A 19,870-nucleotide genomic window follows, 5' to 3' on the forward strand; every position below is an offset into this window, starting at 1 on the left:
GCTTGGTTAGGACGCCGCATCCAGTGCGGCCAGCCGCTCGGCTTCCGCGATATCCTCGACCGTATTGGCATTGAAGAACGGATCGAGCGGTTCGGTCGGCCACGTCACGGTCGCGAGCGGATAACGCGCGGTCCAGCGGTCGATCTTGCGGAGATCCTCGACCACCAGCGCGTGACGCAGTTCGTCTCGCAAGCCAACGCGCCACAAGCCTATCACCGGATGCGACTGGCCGCCCGACGCCGCAACGGCGAGCTCGGCATTCGCCGCGATGCGTTCGTCATGCAAGCGCGCGACCAGATCGCGCGGCAGGAATGGACAGTCGCCGGCGGCACTGAGCACCCATTCCACCTCACGCCGGTTCGCCGCGGTCCAGTCGAGCGCGGCAAGGATGCCGGCGAGCGGACCGGGAAAGCCGGGCACGTCATCGGCGACGACCTGCAAACCGAAAGTGGCGAAGCGGGCGGGATCGCCGTTGGCATTGAGGATCAGCCCGCTGCATTGGGGTGATAGGCGCGCGATCACGCGTTCCAGAATGGTGCGGCCGCCAATGGTGCGCATCGGCTTGTCGCCGCCGCCCATGCGCCGCGCGAGGCCACCGGCGAGCAGCACGCCTTGCGTGGTCGGAAAGCTAATCGTCACCACCTTCACCCTTGCGCTTGTGCTTGGCCGCTTCCTCCTCGACGTAAGCGAGGTTCTGGTCGTAGACGATGCGCTCTTCCCCCGACAACGCGATGAAGCGTTTGCCGCGCGCGCGGCCGACCAGCGTCAAGCCCACCTGCCGGGCGAGATCGACGCCCCAGGCGGTGAAGCCGGAGCGCGACACCAAAATCGGAATTCCCATGCGGACCGTCTTGATCACCATCTCAGAGGTGAGCCGTCCCGTGGTATAGAGGATCTTGTCGGATGCATCGACGCCGTGGCGGTACATCCAGCCCGCGATCTTGTCGACGGCGTTGTGACGGCCGACATCCTCGGTGTAGCAGAGCGGCTCCCCCTCCCTGCACAGCACGCAGCCGTGGATCGCACCGGCTTCCAGATAGAGCGAGGGCATGGTGTTGATGGTCTGAGTCATCTGGTACAGCCAGGACGTACGCAGCTCCGCCTTCGGCAACGCCACGCTCTCGACCGCCTCCAGCAGATCGCCGAAGGCGGTGCCCTGCGCGCAGCCCGATGTCTGCGTGCGCTTCTTCAGCTTGGCTTCGAAATTGGTGTGATGCTCGGTGCGCACCACCACCACCTGGAGGTCGTCGTCGTATTCGACCTCGGTGACCGCGTCATTATACTTCAGCATGTTCTGGTTGAGCAAATAGCCCAGCGCCAGATATTCCGGATAGTCGCCGATCGTCATCATGGTGACGATCTCCTGCGAATTCAGGTAGAGCGTCAGCGGGCGCTCCACCGGCACCTTGATCTCGATTCTGGCGCCGGACTGGTCGGTCCCGGTCACGCTCTCGGTGAGGCGCGGGTCGTCGGTATCAGGGACGATCAGGGGCACTGGGGCTTTGTCGATCTTCATCATGGCCGCGACGTTAGCATGACATTCGGGTCAAGCCGATATAAGCATGCTAGCGACAGAACGAAATGCAGCCTTTTCGTCATTGCGAGCGAAGCGAAGCAATCCGGGCTGCCGCTGTGGATCCATTCCTAGATGCTTCGCTGCGCTCGCAATGACGGAGGAGAGAGTGGTTCCATCAGGGACCTGGTCGCTCGCGGAGACGGAGCTGGAATGAAAGTCATCGGCCTTGCGGGCTGGAGCGGTGCGGGCAAGACCACGCTGTTGACGCGGCTGATCCCGCATTTCAATGCGCTTGGCTTGCGCGTCTCGGTCATCAAGCATGCGCATCACCAGTTCGACGTCGACGTTCCCGGCAAGGACTCCTGGCGCCATCGTGAGGCCGGCGCGGCCGAGGTGCTGGTTGCTTCGTCAAATCGCTGGGCGCTGATGCACGAATTGCGCGGGGCGGCGGAGCCGCGACTGCCGGAACTGTTGAGCAAATTGTCAGCCGTCGACCTCGTCGTGGTCGAGGGTTTCAAGCGCGAGCCGCATCGCAAGATCGAGGTGCATCGCGCGGCCAACGACAAACCGTTGCTGTTTCCCGATGATCCCGGAATTTACGGGATCGCGGCCGATGTCGCCATTGAAACACGACTGCCGACCGTCCATCTCGACGATATCGCCGCCGCCGCGGAATTGCTGCTGCGCGCGGCGATGCCGGTCGAGGAAGCGGTCGCGAAAAGCGCTGCGATGCGCTGACGAGGCACCATGGCGCAATTGTCGGACGATTGTTTTGCCTTCGGCGGACCGATGATGTCGGTCGCCGAAGCCGTTGGCCTGATCACGACGCGCGTCAACGCGATTGTCGATCTCGAAACCGTGACACTCATCGATGCTGATGGGCGGGTGCTGGCCCGCGATATCGCGGCGCCGCTGCCGTTGCCCCCCTTCACCAATTCCGCTGTTGACGGCTACGCCGTGCGCAACGCCGATCTTCCGGACAGCGCCGAGCGGGCACTCCCGCTCGACGGCCGCATCCAGGCCGGCGGTCTGGCACTGGCGCCGATCAAGGCCGACCATACCGCGCGCATCTTCACCGGCGCGCCGATGCCGCCGGATGCCGAAACCGTCTTCATGCAGGAAGACGTGCGCGTAGACGATGCCGGCCGAATCGTGCTGCCGCCGGGGCTGAAGCCGGGCGCGAATGTCCGCCCTGCGGGAGAGGACATCCCCCAGGGCCACATCGCGCTGCGCGCAGGCCAGCGCTTGCTGCCGCAACATGTCGCGCTCGCGGCGGCGTTCGGCCTGGTCGGGCTCGACGTCGTCAGGCGCATACGTGTCGCGGTGTTCTCGACCGGTGACGAATTGACCTCGCCCGGCGAGCCGCGCGCGGCCTCGCAGCTGTTCGATTCCAACCGCTTCATGCTGATGGCGATGCTGCGCCGGCTCGGCTGCGAGGTCAGCGATCTCGGCATTTTGCGCGACGAACGTACCTCGCTTGCGAATGGCCTCAAGCAAGTTGCAGGCACGCACGATCTGATCCTCACCACCGGCGGCGTCTCGACCGGAGAGGAGGACCACGTCAAGGCCGCGGTCGAAAGCATCGGCTCGCTGGTGTTGTGGCGGATGGCGATCAAGCCGGGACGGCCCGTGGCGATGGGCATCATTGCGGGCACGCCGCTGATCGGACTGCCGGGCAATCCCGTCGCGAGTTTCGTCACCTTTGTGCATGTGGTGCGGCCGACGGTGCTGGCGCTTGCGGGCAGCCTGCCGGCGCCGCTGTTGCCGATCCCGGTGCGTGCGGCATTCACCTACAAGAAGAAGGCGGGCCGACGCGAATATGTTCGCGCCTCCTTGCGGCGCACGCAGGACGGCGCACTCGAGGCAATCAAGTTTCCACGCGAGGGGGCTGGGCTGTTGTCCTCTCTGGTCGACACCGACGGCCTCATCGAGCTCGATGAGGAGGTCACGCGTGTCGAGCCGGGGCAGAGCGTGGGTTTCCTGTCCTATGCCGATTTGCTCTGAGTCTGAACGTGATGCTGGTGCTGGCTCGGCGTTGACGCCATCGGTCGCTCCCGCCATGTTGCGCCGATGACCAGAACGACGCTCGATCTCACCGGACTGAAATGCCCGCTGCCCGCCCTGAAGACGCGCAAAGCGCTGAAGCCGTTGCATCCGGGGGATCAGCTCGAAGTGTACTGCACCGATCCGCTGTCGGTGATTGACATTCCGAACCTGATCCGGGAGACCGGCGACACGGTGGAGATCACCGAGCGCAACGACGCGCGCATCGTGTTCTTGATTGAGAAGGCCGATCGATCGATAGAAAATATCAATGGTGCGCCGCCCACTTAGCTCGCGGTCACTCGGTTGATACCTACCTTTTGTCTATCGACATCGATCATCACTTCTGCCCCAATTGACGTCCTCCGCCGAGACGCGGAGGTCGAGTCGTGCCTGCGATATGCGGAGCAAATGGGCCGTCGAAAGAAGCCCGGCCGTGGCGTCGGGCATAGTCCCCACGGTTAGGGGTTTAACGTCTCGGATGCGCGTGACGATCCTGGCGCGCGTCGATCATTGTGGAGCAGCAGGGACAAAGGCTGCGCTGCAGGCTGAGGAACAGGACCGTCGTGGCAGGCCGTTCAGAAGGGCGGCTTTAGGGGAGGAATGCATGTCTACCATCGAGAGCGCTGGAACACTTTCGGGTGCCGGCGCAGGTTTTCTGGATCGCGAGCGGACCATCGCGACCGCCGGGTTCAATCGCTGGCTGGTGCCGCCGGCTGCGCTGTGCATCCATCTCTGTATCGGCATGGCCTACGGCTTCTCGGTGTTCTGGTTGCCGCTGTCGCGCGCGATCGGAGTTACCGCGCCGAAGGCGTGCGCGGACATGTCACTGTTTCAGGAGCTGTTCACGACCAGCTGCGACTGGAAGGTCGCCAGCATGGGGTGGATGTACACGCTCTTTTTCGTGCTGCTCGGTATCGCGGCTGCGGTCTGGGGCGGCTGGCTGGAGCGCGTAGGCCCGCGCAAGGCCGGCTTCGTCTCGGCCTTGTGCTGGTGCGGCGGCCTCTTCCTCGGTGCGATCGGGGTATACACCCATCAGCTCTGGCTGTTGTGGCTGGGTTCGGGCGTGATCGGCGGCATCGGTCTCGGTCTTGGCTATATCTCGCCGGTCTCGACGCTCGTGAAGTGGTTCCCGGACCGTCGCGGCATGGCGACCGGCATGGCCATCATGGGTTTCGGCGGCGGCGCCATGATCGGCGCGCCGCTGGCTAACCTCTTGATGAACTACTTCAAGACCCCGACCTCGGTCGGCGTCTGGGAGACCTTCGTCACGATGGGCGTCATCTACTTCGTGTTCATGATGATCGGCGCGTTCCGCTATCGCTTGCCGCCGCCCGGCTGGCAGCCCGAGGGCTGGACCGCGCCGTCGAAGGCCAACGCGATGATCTCGAAGGCCAACGTCCATCTCAACGACGCGCACAAGACGCCGCAATTCTGGCTGATCTGGTGGGTGCTGTGCCTGAACGTGTCGGCCGGCATCGGTGTGATCGGCATGGCATCGCCGATGCTACAGGAGATCTTCGCCGGCAAGCTGATCGGCCTGCCGGAGGTGGGCTTCAACGCGCTCGATGCGGGACAGAAGGCGCAGATCGCCGCGATCGCCGCGGGATTCGCCGGATTGTTGTCGCTGTTCAACATCGGCGGCCGCTTCTTCTGGGCATCGCTGTCGGACAAGATCGGGCGCAAGAACACCTACTATACGTTCTTCATCCTGGGCATCGTGCTCTACGCGCTGGCGCCGACCTTTGCGGCGATGGGTTCGAAGCTCCTGTTCGTGCTTGGCTTCGGCATCATCCTATCGATGTATGGCGGCGGCTTCGCCACCGTGCCGGCTTACCTCGCCGACATGTTCGGAACCCAGTTCGTCGGCGCCATCCATGGCCGGCTGCTGACGGCGTGGTCCACCGCAGGCATCATCGGTCCCGTCGTCGTCAACTACATCCGCGAGTTCCAGCTCGCGGCAGGCGTGCCGCGCGATCAGCTCTACAACACGACTATGTACATCCTCTGTGCGATGCTGATTGCGGGCTTGATCTGCAACTATCTGATCAAGCCGGTCGATTCGAAGTGGCACATGAAGGACGCCGATGTCGCCAAGTTGCAGGCTGCAAGCGCCAGCGCCGCCGCCGCGGGGCCGCACGGCTCCTACGGCATCGGATTTGGCGGGCTTGACGCCAAGGCGGCGCTGTTCTGGGCGTTCGTCGGCGTCCCCCTGCTTTGGGGTGTTTGGAAGACATTGGAGAGCGCGGTCAAGATCTTCTGACCGTCGTCGAGACAGAAGCGGGATGCTCATCAGGCGTCCCGCTTCGTTGGCCTTTCGGACATCATCAGAAATGGGACTTAGGGGGATTGAAATGATTCGCACCCGAATTTGCCTTCGAATTTGCCTCGCGGCCGTGTTGCTCGTCGCTGGCCTTCATGCCGCATCCGCGCAGAAGGCGACGCCGCCGGCGGCGCCTGCTGCAGCGACGCAAGCCAAACCTGGCAAGATGAAGCTCACCATGCAGAAGCTGAAAGACATGAAGGCGAAATGGGCAACCAACAAGCCGAAGCTGAAAGCCTGCCGCGCCGACGTGAAGTCCAAGGGCCTCGCCGGCGACGATCGCTGGTTCTACATTGAAGAGTGCATGAGCAAGACTTGAGATCGGGTTCCATCCGACGCTTGCGCAAAAGGGCACGGCGGCGACCGCCTGCCTCCTAAATCATTCTAGAGACGCTCTAAATTCTCTTGCATCTGGCATACCAGAGATTAGAGTTGCGTCGAATTTGGCTTGATCGGCGGGACGCAGGAACCGGTGGTTCCGTTTGATCGAGTCGGGAAATGAAGACTGATCGCCTTGGCGGTCCGGTCCAAACTCATCACGCATTTGAAGAGAACGCGACGTCTCCATGAGCAGCAACGACGACGTTCACAAGGTTCGCGAGTTCGAACATCCCGGCCAGGGACGGAAGCGCGCCAAATCCACACCCAAGGGACGGCAGGTCGATCCCACCGCCTCTCATGAGATCGCGCAGTTGCTCGGCGACCGACCGCGGCGTCGCGACCTGTTGATCGAATATCTGCACCTGATCCAGGATCAGTACCGCCAGATCTCGGCCGCGCATCTCGCCGCGCTCGCCGACGAGATGAAGCTCGCGTTCGCCGAAGTGTTCGAGACCGCGACCTTCTATGCGCATTTCGACGTGGTAAAGGAAGGCGAGCCCGATATCGCGCCGCTGACGATCCGCGTCTGCGATTCGCTGACCTGCGCGATGCTCGGCGGAGAGAAGCTGCTCGCGGATTTGCAAGACGCGTCAGGTCCCGGCATCCGCGTGGTGCGTGCGCCCTGCGTCGGCCGCTGCGATACGGCGCCTGCCGCGGAAGTCGGACACAACTTTGTTGACCATGCGACGGTGGCCAATGTCATGGCGGCGGCGAAGGCTGGCGATACCCACGCGCATCTGCCCAACTATATCGGCTATGAAGCCTATGTCGCCGGCGGCGGCTACAAGCTGCTCAATCGCCTGTGCTCGGGCGAACTACCGACGGACGACCTGCTGAAGGCGCTCGACGACGCCTCGTTGCGCGGTCTCGGCGGCGCCGGCTTCCCGACGGGACGTAAATGGCGCGCGGTGCTTGGTGAACCCGGCCCGCGCCTGATGGCGATCAACGGCGACGAGGGCGAGCCCGGCACGTTCAAGGATCGCGTCTATCTCGAGAGCGATCCGCACCGTTTCCTCGAGGGCATGCTGATCGGTGCGCATGTGGTGCAGGCCTCGGATATCTACATCTACCTGCGCGACGAATATCCGGCCTCGCGCGAAATCCTCGAACGTGAGATCGCGAAGCTGCCGCCGGGCGGTCCGACGCTGCACATGCGCCGCGGCGCTGGCGCCTATATCTGCGGCGAGGAATCCTCGCTGCTGGAAAGCATCGAGGGCAAGCGCGGCTTACCCAGGCACAAGCCGCCTTATCCATTCCAAGTCGGTCTGTTCGGCCTGCCGACGTTGATCAACAATATCGAGACCTTGTGGTGGGTGCGCGACATCATCGAGAAGGGCGCCGACTGGTGGAAGGGCCACGGCCGGCATGAGCGGCACGGCCTGCGCAGCTTCTCGGTTTCGGGCCGCGTCAAGAATCCCGGCATGAAGCTCGCGCCTGCTGGCATCACCGTGCGCGAGTTGATCGACGAATATTGCGGCGGCATGGCCGATGGCCATCAGTTCTACGCGTACCTCCCGGGTGGTGCGTCCGGCGGCATCCTGCCGGCGGCGATGGACGACATCCCGCTCGATTTCGGCACGCTTGAAAAATACGGCTGCTTCATCGGCTCTGCCGCGATCGTGATCCTGTCGCAAAAGGACAGCGTGCGCGCGGCCGCATTGAACCTGATGAAGTTCTTCGAGGACGAGAGCTGCGGCCAGTGCACGCCGTGTCGCGTCGGAACCCAGAAGGCCGCGCTGCTGATGCAGCAACCGGTCTGGAACCGCGCTCTCCTGGACGAATTGAGCCAGGCGATGCGCGATGCCTCGATCTGCGGGCTCGGACAGGCGGCATCGAATCCGCTTGCCACCGTGATTAAATATTTCCCTGACGAGTTCAAGGAAGCGGCCGAATGACCAAGATTACGTTCGAACTCGACGGCAAGCAGGTCGAGGCCAATGCAGGCGAGACGATCTGGCAAGTCGCAAAACGCCAGGGTCGCGAGATTCCGCATCTGTGCTACTCGCCCGCGCCGGATTATCGCCCCGACGGCAATTGCCGCGCCTGCATGGTCGAGATCGAGGGCGAGCGCGTGCTCGCGGCGTCCTGCAAGCGCACGCCATCGGTCGGCATGAAGGTGAAGACCGAGAGCGCGCGCGCGGTTTCCGCGCAAAAAATGGTCATGGAGCTGCTGGTCGCCGACCAGCCGGCGCGCGAGACCTCGCACGATCCGGACTCCAAATTCTGGCACTGGGCCGAAACCACTGGGGTTACCGAGAGTCGCTTCCCCGCCGCCGAGCGTTGGGCGACCGACGCCAGCCATCCGGCCATGCGCGTCAATCTTGACGCCTGCATCCAGTGCGGACTGTGCGTGCGCGCCTGCCGCGAGGTCCAGGTCAACGACGTCATCGGCATGGCCTATCGCAGCCACGGCTCGAAAATCGTGTTCGATTTCGACGATCCCATGGGCGAGTCCACTTGCGTCGCCTGCGGCGAATGTGTGCAGGCCTGTCCGACCGGGGCCCTGATGCCGGCCGTAATGCTGGACGAGAAGCAGACCCGTGTCGTCTATGCCGACAAGAAGGTGGACTCGCTCTGCCCGTTCTGCGGCGTCGGCTGCCAGGTGACTTATGAGGTCAAGGACGAGAAGGTGATCTATGCCGAGGGCCGTGACGGCCCCGCCAATCACAACCGCCTTTGCGTCAAGGGCCGCTTCGGCTTCGACTACATCCATCATCCGCATCGCCTGACCAAGCCGCTGGTGCGGCTGCCCAACGCGAAGAAGGATTCCAACGACCAGGTTGATCCGGCCAATCCGTTCACGCATTTCCGCGAAGCGAGCTGGGAAGAAGCGCTCGACATCGCGGCCAAAGGCCTGGTCAAGATCCGCGACGAGAAGGGCGTGAAGGCGCTGGCCGGCTTCGGTTCGGCGAAGGGCTCCAACGAGGAGGCCTATCTGTTCCAGAAGCTGGTGCGCACCGGCTTCGGCTCGAACAATGTCGACCATTGCACCCGTCTGTGCCACGCCTCGTCGGTCGCGGCGCTGTTCGAAGGCCTGAGCTCGGGCGCGGTGTCGGCGCCGTTCTCGGCTGCGATGGACGCCGAAGTCATCATCGTGATCGGCGCCAACCCGACCGTGAATCATCCGGTCGCCGCGACCTTCATCAAGAACGCGGTCAAGCAGAACGGCGCAAAGCTGTTCGTCATGGACCCGCGCCGGCAGACGCTGTCGCGCCATGCGACCAAGCATCTGCAGTTTAAGCCGGGCTCCGACGTCGCCATGCTGAACGCGATGATCCACACGATCATCACCGAAGGGCTGACCGACGATCAGTACATCGCCGGCTACACCGAGGGGTTCGAGGAGCTCAAGGAGAAGATCAAGGAGTTCACACCGGAGAAGATGGAGCCGATCTGCGGTGTCCCGGCGCAGACCCTGCGCGAGGTCGCGCGAACCTATGCGCGGGCAAAATCGTCGATCATCTTCTGGGGCATGGGCATCAGCCAGCATGTCCACGGCACCGACAATGCGCGCTGCCTGATTGCGCTGGCGCTGATCACCGGCCAGGTCGGGCGTCCCGGCACCGGCCTGCATCCGCTGCGCGGCCAGAACAACGTGCAGGGCGCTTCCGATGCCGGTCTGATCCCGATGTTCCTGCCGGATTATCAGCCGGTCGGCCGCGACGACATGCGCGGCGCCTTCGAGAAGCTGTGGGGCCAGGATCTCGATCCCGTGCGCGGTCTGACCGTGGTCGAGATCATGAACGCGATCCATGCCGGCGAGATCAAGGGCATGTATATCGAGGGCGAAAACCCAGCGATGTCCGACCCCGATCTCCAGCATGCGCGCCAGGCGCTTGCCATGCTCGACCATCTCGTGGTGCAGGATCTCTTCGTCACGGAGACCGCGTTCCACGCCGACGTCATCCTGCCGGCCTCGGCGTTTGCCGAAAAGGAAGGCTCCTTCACCAACACCGATCGCCGCGTGCAGCTCGCACGCCAGGTGATCAAGCCGCCGGGCGATGCGCGGCAGGATCTCTGGATCATCCAGGAGATCGGCAAGCGCATGGGGTTGCCGTGGAATTATGCCGGTCCCGGCGAGGTCTTCACCGAGATGGCGGAGTTGATGCCGTCGCTGAAGAACATCACCTGGGAACGGCTGGTCCGGGAGGGCGCGGTCACCTATCCCGTCGACGGTCCCGACGTGCCCGGCAACGAGATTATCTTCACCACGGGCTTCCCGACCGCGAGCGGCCGCGGCAAGATCGTTCCGGCTCACGTCATCCCGCCGGACGAGATCCCCGACACCGAATATCCGATGGTGCTCTCAACCGGCCGCGTGCTCGAGCATTGGCACACCGGCTCGATGACCCGCCGCGCGCAGGTGCTCGACCAGATCGAGCCCGAGGCGGTCGCGTTCATGTCGCCGAAGGACATGCACAGGAAGAAGCTCGCGCCGGGCGATTTCATCCGGCTCGAGACCCGCCGCGGCGCGGTCGAGGTCAAGGTCCGCTCCGACCGCGACGTGCCCGAGAACATGGTGTTCATGCCGTTCTGCTACGCTGAGGCGGCGGCCAATCTCCTGACCAACCCGGCGCTCGATCCGTTCGGCAAGATCCCGGAGTTCAAGTTCTGCGCGGCCAGGGCGGAGCGGGCCGAGATGCGCGACGCGGCGGAGTAGGCTGCGCGCTCGCCGGTTATTTGGCGGCACAATGCCTGCGGTGTCGTCCCGGCGAAGGCCGGGACCCATACCGCGAGGTGTCTCGTTAGCGGATGGTGGGCGTACCGAACGACGAGTCTTCTCCAAACTCCTCCCTGTGGTTATGGGTCCCGGCCTTCGCCGGGACGACGCTGAGGCTGTGGTGCATGTGTCCACCCGTGTCGCCGTCCCTTCGCTCCTCGCAGCGGCGGTGCTAGACATCGTCCATGTCCAAAGCCACCCCAGCCACACGCGCGCTCACGGCCGCCGGTGTTGCCTTCACTGTCCACACCTACGACTACGATCCCGACGCCGAGAGCATCGGCCTTCAGGCTGCATCCGCACTCGGCGAGGATCCCGCGCGCGTCTTGAAGACGCTGATGGCGCTGGTCGACGGCAAGCCGGTCTGCGTGATCGTCCCGTCCGATCAGGAAGTCTCGATGAAGAAGCTCGCCGCTGTTGTTAGCGGCAAGTCGGCGCAGATGATGAAGCCGCCTGAGGCCGAGCGCCTCACCGGCTACAAGGTTGGCGGCATCAGCCCATTCGGGCAGCGGAAGCCTGTGCGCACCGTGATCGAGCAGAGCGCGCTCGCGCATGATTACGTGTACGTGAATGGCGGTCAGCGCGGACTGCAGGTGCGGCTCAGTCCGGGCGATGTGCGGGACGTGTTGAAGGCGATCGTCGCGGAACTGGTCGCCTGAGGCGGCGCTCTGCTATTGTTTTTGCAACAGCTTCAGCCGACAGCGCAGCGCTTCGCGGATGTGTGTGCGCGCGAGCTGCTCCGCTTTGCCGCCGTCGCGAGCCGCGATGGCGTCGATGATGGCCTGGTGCTCGCCGTGGCTGGTCGACGGGCGACCGGATACGGTGAACGTGGTTGGACCGAGCAGGGCGATCCAGTCCTGCAATTCCCGCGAAGCGTTGTCGAGATAGCGGTTGCGCGCGGCGCGGCAGATCGCCTCGTGGAAGGCGCGGTTGAGCCGCGCCATCTCGGCGGGATCAGTCCCCGAGGCTTCCACGAAGGTCTGCTCGATGTCCCTGAGCGCGTCGACCTCGGTCGCAGACGCGTGCTCGGCGGCAAGTCGGGCGGCGGCGCCCTCCATGATCTCGCGCATGGCGTAGAGCTCGAGCACCTCGGAGATGTCGAGGTTGCGTACGATCAGGCCGCGGCCGCCGGCAGGTTCGACGAACCCGCGCGCGGCAAGCCGCCCGAGAGCTTCCCGCACCGGGGTGCGGCTGACCTTCAGCCGCTGGGCGACCTCTTCCTCGCGCAGGCGGTCGCCGGCGCGGTAGCTGCCGGCCTGCAGCGCCTCGCAGAGCGAGCGGAACACGGCTTCGCCGAGCGCCACGCCGCCGCCGCGCGCGATCGAGCCGCCTGCCTTTGTCGGGCGTCTTGCCATGCGTCCTCGTGGGCTCGCGCATCCTGCCCATGCAGCGATGGCGCTTGCTGGATTTCTGTATATCTTTGTATACAAAGGTGCGCAATGGCAGACCGGATTGACCGGGCCGCCGGCGGGCAGAATGTCTCCAACTTCGTCGCATCGGGCAGACGGCATGAGCAGCAAATACGATGTGCTGGTGATCGGCGGCGGCAACGCGGCGCTGTGCGCGGCAATCAGCGCGCGACGCGGTGGGGCATCGGTGCTGGTACTCGAAGGCGCGCCAAAGTTCTATCGCGGCGGCAACACGCGCCACACACGCAACATGCGTTGCGCACATGACGAGGCGACCGAAATCCTCACCGGCCCCTACACCGAGGGAGAGTTTTGGGAGGATCTCCTGCGCGTCACCGGCGGCCAGACCGACGAGGTGCTCGCCCGGCACATGATCCGCGAGTCCAAGGACATCTTGAACTGGATCGTGGAGCAGGGCGTGCGCTGGCAGCCCTCGCTCGGCGGCACGCTGGGCCTCGGCCGCACCAACTCATTCTTCCTCGGCGGCGGCCGCGCGATGTTGAACGCACTTTATCTCACCGCCGAGAAGCTCGGCGTCGAAATCGAATATGACGCCGAGGTTATCGACCTCATGATCGAAGACGGCATGTTTCTCGCCGCCCACCTCAGGCGGCCGATCAAGGGCGACACCGAGATCCGCGCGACGTCGCTAGTCGCCGCCGCCGGCGGATTCGAGGCCAACATCGAATGGCTGAAGCAATATTGGGGTGAGGCCGCCGACAATTTCCTGATCCGCGGTACCCCCTATAACCGCGGCTCGATCCTGAAGATGCTGCTCGCCAAGGGCGTGCAGGAGGTCGGCGACCCCACCCAGTGCCATGCGGTCGCGATCGACGCGCGCGCGCCGAAATTCGACGGCGGCATCATCACGCGGCACGATTCTGTCGTGTTTGGCATCGTCGTCAACAAGCACGCGCAGCGCTTCTATGATGAAGGTGAGGACATCTGGCCGAAGCGTTACGCGATCTGGGGCCGGCTGGTGGCCGCGCAGCCCGAACAGATCGCCTACATCATCTTCGACTCCACCGTGATCACGAGCTTCATGCCGACGCTATTCCCGCCGATCGCAGGGCAGACGGTGGCTGAGCTTGCCGGCAAGCTCGAGCTCGATCCGGCCGCGCTGGAAAAGACGATCACCGAATTCAACGCCGCGGTGCAGCCCGGCACCTTCGACCACACCACCCTGGACGATTGCCGCACGGAAGGCATCACGCCGCCGAAGACGCATTGGGCACGGCGGATCGAGACACCGCCCTACCTTGCCTATCCGGTGCGGCCCGGCATCACCTTCACCTATCTCGGCACGCGCGTGACCAGGGAAGCGCGCATGCTGATGGCTGACGGCAAGCCGTCGGCCAACATGTTCGCGGCCGGCGAGATCATGGCCGGCAATGTGCTCGGCAAGGGCTATGCCGCCGGCATGGGCATGACCATCGGCAGCGTGTTCGGGCGGATCGCAGGACGGGAAGCGGCACTCCACGCGAAGAATTAGGCGGAAGAACAGACACGAGGGAGGAACCATGTCACGCATTGCCATTGCTTCGATCGCGGCGCTGCTGACCGTCGGCTACGCCCACGCGGCCGAGCCGATCACGCTGCGAGACATGGGCTCGTTCCATGTCGGTGGCCGTCTTGTCGAAATCTCGGGCAAGCCGGTGAGGGAGGTCGTGTTCGCGCCCGGCGGAGTGCCGGCCAAGGTTGATCCCAACGGCACGTATCAGGTCGAGCAGATGTATGTTCAGTATTTCCTGCCGGCAAACGAGAAGGGTGCCTATCCTTTGCTGATGTGGCATGGCGGCGGACTGACCGGCGTCACCTACGAGACCACGCCTGACGGACGCGAAGGCTGGCTGAATTATTTTCTACGCATGGGGTGGGGGGTCTATAACTCCGACGCAGTAGAGCGCGGACGCGCGGGCTGGGCGCAATATCCCGATATCTTCAAAGGCGAGCCGGTCTTCCTGACCACGGCCAACCCGTTCGAGCGTTTCCGCATCGGCGATGGGCCGAACTCGTACGATCCCGATCCCGCCAAGCGAAAATTGTTGCCGGGCAACCAGTTCCCCGTCGAGGGTTACGAGAATTTCGTCAAGCAGAACGTACCGCGCTGGACCACGACCGACGATGCGACCATCGCCGCCTATATCGCTGAGATCGATCGCGTCGGCCCCTCGGTGCTTCTGTTCCACAGCCAGGCCGGCACCTTCGGCTTCAAGGTCGCGCAAGCCCGCCCTGACAAGGTCAAGGCGCTGATTGCGATCGAGCCGGCCGGCATCGGCGATCCCGCCAAAGCGGATGTGCTGAAGAACATCCCGACCCTCATCATCTACGGCGACTATATCGAGCGCGATTCGCGCTGGCCCAAGATCCGCGCCAACGGCATCGCCTTTGCGGACGCCATCAAGGCGGCCGGCGGCAGCGTCGACATCATCGATCTCCCGCAGACAGGCATCAAGGGCAATTCGCATATGGTGATGATGGACAAGAACAATCTCGAGGTCGCGGCCCTGATCCAGAAATGGCTCGAGGGCAAAGGCCTGACGAAGTAAAGCCATGCACGGAAGCAGAATTTTGGATGAAGGCGACCGCCTGATGACGGTCTGCAATTCCTGCCGTTACTGCGAAGGCCTTTGCGCGGTTTTTCCCGCCATGGAGATGCGCCGCGCCTTCTCCGACGGCGACCTCAATTATCTCGCCAATCTCTGCCATGGCTGCGGCGCCTGCTACGTCGACTGCCAGTTCTCGCCGCCGCACGAATTCAACGTCAACGTCCCGCAGACGCTGGCGATCGCGCGCGCGGAATCCTATGCGACCTATGCCTGGCCGCAGGCGCTGTCCGGTGCCTTCGCCCGCAATGGTCTCGTCATCAGCATCGTCGCCGCGCTCAGCATGGCCGCCTTCATACTCGGCTTCGCTGCCCTAAACGACCGCAGCGTGCTGTTTGGCGTGCACACTAGCCCCGGCGCGTTCTACAAGTTGATGCCGCACAACGCGATGGCAGCGTTGTTCAGCGCCGCCTTCCTTTATGCGATTTTCGCGCTGGTGATGAGCGTGCGTGCCTTCTGGCGAGATATCGGCCCGCCGATCGGCGGCCGTGCGGACGGCGGCTCGATCTTTCAGGCGATGCGCGACGCTGGTGAGCTGCGCTACCTCCATGGTGGCGGCGTCGGCTGCTACAATGAGGATGACAAGCCGACCGACCGGCGCAAGCTTTTCCATCACCTGACCTTCTACGGCTTCCTGCTCTGCTTCGCCGCGACCTCGGTCGCAACGCTGTATCACTATCTGCTCGGCCGCGAGGCGCCGTATCCGTGGTGGGATCTGCCGGTGGTTCTCGGCACGCTCGGCGGCATCGGCCTGATCATCGGGCCGATCGGCCTGTTCGTCGCCAAGATGCGGCGCGATCCGGCGCTGCTCGACGAGCAGCGCTACGGCATGGATGTCGGCTTCATCGCCATGCTGTTCCTGACCGGGTTCACCGGCATGCTGCTTCTGATTCTGCGGGAGACTGCCGCCATGGGACCGCTGCTGGCACTCCATTTAGGTGCAGTGTTCGCGCTGTTCATCACCATGCCCTACGGCAAGTTCGTGCACGGCATCTATCGCTTCGCGGCGCTGGTGCGTTATGCGCAGGAGCGACGCGGAGAAGCCGGTTCTTGAGATTCAGGCGGCGCGGAAGCGGCCGATCGGGGCACCGCGCCTCGCCTGATTGAGGCGCCTCGTGCATCTCTCTTATGCCACCTCGCGCTCTGGTCCAGACGCCTGCTCGCGAGCCATCGTCGTTGCGGTGACGTAGTCGGTCTTGCCGGTGCCGAGCAGCGGCACCTTGTCCACCACCATGATCGCCGCGGGAACGGTCAGCTCGGATGCGCCGATCGCCTTGGCTTGGCCCTGCATGGCACTGCGCTCGGCACCCTTTTCCGTCGTCAGCAGCACGATACGCTCGCCCTTGCGCGGATCCGGGATCGAAACCGCGACCGATGCGGCCTGCGGCCACAGCGTTGTCGCGATGTTCTCGACCGCCGACAGCGAGACCATTTCGCCGGCGATCTTGGCAAAGCGCTTGGCGCGACCCTTGATGGTGATGAAGCCGGCCGGGTCGATCGCCACGATGTCGCCGGTGTCGTGCCAGCCGTCGGCGAGCGGTTCGAGCACGCCGGGATTTTCGGCCCGCAAGTATCCGAGCATTACGTTGGGTCCGCGCACCGACAGGCGTCCGCCTTCCTCGATGCCGGGGACCGGGTCGAGGCGGCTTTCCATCAGCGGCGACAGGCGGCCGACCGTGCCTGGACGATTGGCCATCGGCGTGTTCATCGCCAGCACCGGTGCCGTCTCGGTGACGCCATAGCCTTCGAGGATGCGGATGCCGTAACGCTCCATGAAGACCTGCCGGGTGCGATCCTTGACCGCCTCCGCGCCGGCGATCACCAGGCGCAAGGTGCGGAAGTCGTAGGCATGGGCCGAGCGTGCATAGCCCGTGAGGAATGTGTCGGTGCCGAACAGGATCGTGACTCCGGTCTGGTAGATCAGCTCGGGCACGATCCGGTAGTGCAGCGGCGAGGGGTACATGTAGATCGGAATGCCCGCGAGCAGCGGCATCATCATTCCACCGGTCAGCCCGAAGGAGTGGAACACCGGCAGCACGTTGAACACCTTATCATTGGCGTTGGCATCGACCCGCGCCAGCGCCTGTGCGGCGTTCGCAAGGATATTGCGGTGGGACAGCACAACGCCCTTGGGCGTGCCTTCCGAGCCCGACGTGAACAGCACGACCGCCGGATCGCTCGCCTGGCGGGCGACGCGGGGCGCGGTGCCGGCGAGCAGGCCCTTGATCTTGTCGGCCGTGCCGATCGAAGCACGGACGTCCTCGAGGTAGACCACGCGAACTTCCGCGGAGATCGCCGCCATCAGCTTGTCGAGCTTGCCCTTCTCGATGAAAGCTTTCGACGTCAGCACGGTTTTGACCTGCGCGGCTTTCATGGCGGCAAGCACGTTGACCGGGCCCGCCGAGAAGTTGAGCATTGCCGGCACCCGGCCGATGTTTTGCAGCGCCATGAAGACGACGGCGACGCCAGCGGAATTCGGCAGCAGCACACCGACATTCTCACCGATAGCGGTGCCGTTCTCCAGCTTCCGGCTCAAGACCTGCGCGCCCAGGATCAGCTTGCGATAGGTCAGCTTGGTACCGAGCGCGTCCTCGACGATGACCTTGCCGGTGTCGCGGTCGCGATAGGCGTGTCCGAGCGCCTCGAACAGGGTGTGATCGAGCATGGCGTTCTTCACCATGGCGTCGATCATCACGTCCTGAAGTGCTGCGCCCGCGGCGTTGCGGCGCGCCTTGCCCTTGAGCGACGGATCGACCGGAAGCTTGACTGGCGGCAGGATGGTGACGGTCACCCGCGGAAACCACGAGCGCTTGATCTGGCTGCCGTTGAGATAGCTGAGATGCGAGCGCTGGGCGCCTTCGATGCGGACCGGGACGACGACTGCGTCGGCCTTGTCCGCGATCATCGCGGTGCCGTCATAGACCTTCATCAGCGAGCCGGAAACAGTGATGCGTCCTTCCGGGAAAATCACCACCGGCTCTCCGGCGGCGACGAGCTTGATGAGGTCGCGCGCCGCCAGCGGCTTGGTGGGGTCCATGGTGTAGTGCTTGACCACCCGCAGGAACGGCTTGGCCCACCAGGCCTTGGCGATGCCGGTATCAACCGCGAAGCTCGCGTCGATCGGGAGCACGGCGTGCAGGAGCGGGCCGTCGATCAGGCTGACATGATTGGGCGCGATCAGCATGCGCGTGCCAGCAGGCGGCAGGTTCTCCAGCCCGCGGACCTCGGTGCGGAACAGCGCGCGGAACAGCAGCCCGCCAAAGTCGCGCACGCCTTCCTTGCCCCACTTGGTCAGCACGAACCAGACTGCGCCGAAGCTGATGACGCCGAGGCCAAAGAAGATCCAGCCGATGTGCAATCCGCCGGCCTGCAACAGCGCGACGAACAGCGAGCCGGCCACCATGAAGGCGGCCTGCAGCACGTTGCCGGCGGCGATAATGCGGGCGCGCTCGGATGGGGCGGACCAGGCCTGGACGGCGGCGAAGGACGGAACGACGAACAGCCCGCCGCCGAATGCGAAGGCGACGAAGTCGAGCAGCATGCGCAGGCCCGCGAACGAAGTTGCGAAGTCGGCAGCAGTGATGTCCTGGCCCTTGGCGGTCACGCCGATCGCCCAAGCGAGGTCGATGCCGGCAAACCCCATCATGACGGCGCCGATCGGCACCAGCGCGAGGTTTGGGCGAACGTGGCTCAGATTCGCGGCGAACAGCGAGCCGATGGCGATGCCGATTGCGAAGATCGCGAGACACAACGTCACCACGCCCTCGGTGCCGCCGATGACCTCCTTGACCAGCGCCGGCAGCAGCGAGAGCACGATGGCGCCCACCAGCCAGAACCAGGAGACGATCACGGTGCCGTCCCACAGCCGGTGGTCGGCGTGCAGCGTCTTCAACAGGCCGAGCGTCGAGGTCCAGGGATTGGCGTTGACCGGCAGATCGGGTGCAGACGGCGTCGTCGCGGGAATGCGGGAGGCGAAGGTCCAGGACAGCAGGGCCAGCACGACCACGGCCGATGCGACCCAGCCCATATGCGCGGAGCCGGCCACGAACTGGCCACCGGCAACGGTGCCGAGCAGGATGGCCATGAAGGTCGCGCCTTCGACCAGCGCGTTGCCGGTCGCGAGCTCGCCGAGCTCGAGCTGGTCCGGCAGCATCGCGTATTTCACGGGTCCGAACAGCGCGGCGATGACGCCGAACAGTGCGAGCGCTGCGAACAGCAGCGGCACCGAGTGCAGGAAGAAGCCGGCCGCGGCAAAGCCCGCGGCAAAGATCTCGGCGAATTTGAGCCGCCTTGCGACGACGGATTTGACGTATTTGTCGGCGAGCTGGCCGCCGAGCCCGGACAGGATGAAATAGGGGAAGATGAACACCGCGCCCGCGACCGTCACCAGCGCATCACCGTGGCCGGTCGCGGCACTGTAAAGCAGGATGATGACGAGTGCGTTCTTGAGCACGTTGTCGTTCAGCGCCGAGAAGAATTGCGCCCAGAACAGCGGCGCGAAGCGGCGTGACGACATCAAATCCCTGATCATGACTAGTCCTGTTTTGGAAACGCTGTCTGAGGTTGTTTCATTGTCGGATGGGCGTCGGGACCCGAGGAGATGCGACGGGCATTTGCGGGTTGACGAACGATCGCCCCGGCCTGCTCTGCGCCTTTACCTTCCGATCCTGTTGGTCTCCGCGTGGCGACGTTTGGTTCGCAAATGGCTGGTCGCGGCTCTATCACGCCCCGGCAAGGAGGCGTGCGCGCCTCAGGTAAGGTGGGCAAGGCGGCGAAAGGGCGAGAGGCGGCCGAGCAGGCTAATGCGGCGGCCCTCATGACGGGCGCGGTCGCGGTTGGCCCGCCACATCCGGAAGGTCGCCCGCCGCTCGG

General features: G+C 64.4%; 15 protein-coding genes. 11 read left to right on the forward strand and 4 right to left on the reverse strand.

Going from position 1 to position 19,870, the window contains the following annotated elements; all coding sequences use genetic code 11:
- Positions 1–6: 6 nt before the first annotated feature.
- Positions 7–642 (reverse strand): molybdenum cofactor guanylyltransferase MobA, encoded by a 636-nt coding sequence (gene mobA, locus ACFQX9_RS17965; protein ID WP_377789892.1) that lies wholly within the window; start codon positions 640–642, stop codon positions 7–9.
- Complete coding sequence (gene fdhD / locus ACFQX9_RS17970; protein WP_085359762.1) at positions 629–1,519, reverse strand: formate dehydrogenase accessory sulfurtransferase FdhD; 891 nt, start codon at positions 1,517–1,519, stop codon at positions 629–631. Before fdhD ends, mobA begins: the two co-directional genes overlap by 14 nt.
- A gap of 207 nt (positions 1,520–1,726) precedes the next feature.
- On the opposite strand from fdhD, the gene mobB reads away from it, so the two are divergent.
- The 8 genes from mobB (at position 1,727) to ybaK (ending at position 11,642) form a co-directional block, all read left to right on the forward strand.
- Positions 1,727–2,254, forward strand: coding sequence for a molybdopterin-guanine dinucleotide biosynthesis protein B (mobB, locus tag ACFQX9_RS17975; RefSeq protein WP_085350470.1), 528 nt, complete (start codon positions 1,727–1,729; stop codon positions 2,252–2,254).
- A gap of 9 nt (positions 2,255–2,263) precedes the next feature.
- Entirely contained in the window at positions 2,264–3,520 is a 1,257-nt protein-coding gene (glp, locus tag ACFQX9_RS17980) for a gephyrin-like molybdotransferase Glp (RefSeq protein ID WP_085384381.1), read from the forward strand.
- A gap of 66 nt (positions 3,521–3,586) precedes the next feature.
- A complete protein-coding gene (locus ACFQX9_RS17985) occupies positions 3,587–3,850 on the forward strand; it encodes a sulfurtransferase TusA family protein (RefSeq protein WP_018456154.1) in 264 nt (87 codons plus the stop codon).
- A 316-nt stretch (positions 3,851–4,166) separates the two neighbouring features.
- Positions 4,167–5,822 (forward strand): OFA family MFS transporter, encoded by a 1,656-nt coding sequence (locus ACFQX9_RS17990; RefSeq protein ID WP_018456153.1) that lies wholly within the window; start codon positions 4,167–4,169, stop codon positions 5,820–5,822.
- Positions 5,823–5,913: 91 nt separating this feature from the next.
- Positions 5,914–6,201, forward strand: coding sequence for a hypothetical protein (locus tag ACFQX9_RS17995; RefSeq protein ID WP_085384380.1), 288 nt, complete (start codon positions 5,914–5,916; stop codon positions 6,199–6,201).
- 247 nt (positions 6,202–6,448) lie between these two features.
- The gene (locus tag ACFQX9_RS18000) at positions 6,449–8,158 is read left to right on the forward strand and encodes an NADH-ubiquinone oxidoreductase-F iron-sulfur binding region domain-containing protein (protein WP_018456151.1); all 1,710 of its coding nucleotides are present in this window, start codon (positions 6,449–6,451) and stop codon (positions 8,156–8,158) included.
- A complete protein-coding gene (gene fdhF / locus ACFQX9_RS18005) occupies positions 8,155–10,923 on the forward strand; it encodes a formate dehydrogenase subunit alpha (RefSeq protein ID WP_085384379.1) in 2,769 nt (922 codons plus the stop codon). The genes ACFQX9_RS18000 and fdhF overlap by 4 nt, the downstream gene beginning before the upstream one ends.
- Positions 10,924–11,168: 245 nt before the next feature.
- Positions 11,169–11,642 (forward strand): Cys-tRNA(Pro) deacylase, encoded by a 474-nt coding sequence (gene ybaK, locus ACFQX9_RS18010; RefSeq protein ID WP_085350047.1) that lies wholly within the window; start codon positions 11,169–11,171, stop codon positions 11,640–11,642.
- Between the two features lie 12 nt (positions 11,643–11,654).
- Here the strand turns inward: ybaK and ACFQX9_RS18015 are convergent, their stop codons facing one another.
- Complete coding sequence (locus ACFQX9_RS18015) at positions 11,655–12,338, reverse strand: GntR family transcriptional regulator (protein WP_085350046.1); 684 nt, start codon at positions 12,336–12,338, stop codon at positions 11,655–11,657.
- A gap of 154 nt (positions 12,339–12,492) precedes the next feature.
- Here ACFQX9_RS18015 and tcuA point away from each other — a divergent pair, with 154 nt between their 5' ends.
- The 3 genes from tcuA to tcuB are packed head-to-tail and all read left to right on the forward strand — an operon-like array spanning position 12,493 to position 16,052.
- Entirely contained in the window at positions 12,493–13,884 is a 1,392-nt protein-coding gene (gene tcuA, locus ACFQX9_RS18020; protein ID WP_377789898.1) for an FAD-dependent tricarballylate dehydrogenase TcuA, read from the forward strand.
- Positions 13,885–13,912: 28 nt separating this feature from the next.
- Positions 13,913–14,941, forward strand: a complete 1,029-nt coding sequence (locus ACFQX9_RS18025; protein WP_085384376.1) for an esterase — start codon at positions 13,913–13,915, stop codon at positions 14,939–14,941.
- A 4-nt stretch (positions 14,942–14,945) separates the two neighbouring features.
- Positions 14,946–16,052 carry a tricarballylate utilization 4Fe-4S protein TcuB gene (gene tcuB, locus ACFQX9_RS18030; protein ID WP_204513748.1) on the forward strand — a complete coding sequence of 369 codons (1,107 nt, stop codon included), beginning with the start codon at positions 14,946–14,948 and terminating at the stop codon, positions 16,050–16,052.
- A 72-nt stretch (positions 16,053–16,124) separates the two neighbouring features.
- Here the strand turns inward: tcuB and ACFQX9_RS18035 are convergent, their stop codons facing one another.
- The gene (locus ACFQX9_RS18035; protein ID WP_377789901.1) at positions 16,125–19,529 is read right to left on the reverse strand and encodes an acyl-[ACP]--phospholipid O-acyltransferase; all 3,405 of its coding nucleotides are present in this window, start codon (positions 19,527–19,529) and stop codon (positions 16,125–16,127) included.
- Between the last annotated feature and the right edge of the window lie 341 nt (positions 19,530–19,870).

The organism is Bradyrhizobium sp. GCM10028915 (assembly GCF_042666195.1).
Classification (GTDB): Bacteria; Pseudomonadota; Alphaproteobacteria; order Rhizobiales; family Xanthobacteraceae; genus Bradyrhizobium; species Bradyrhizobium canariense_D.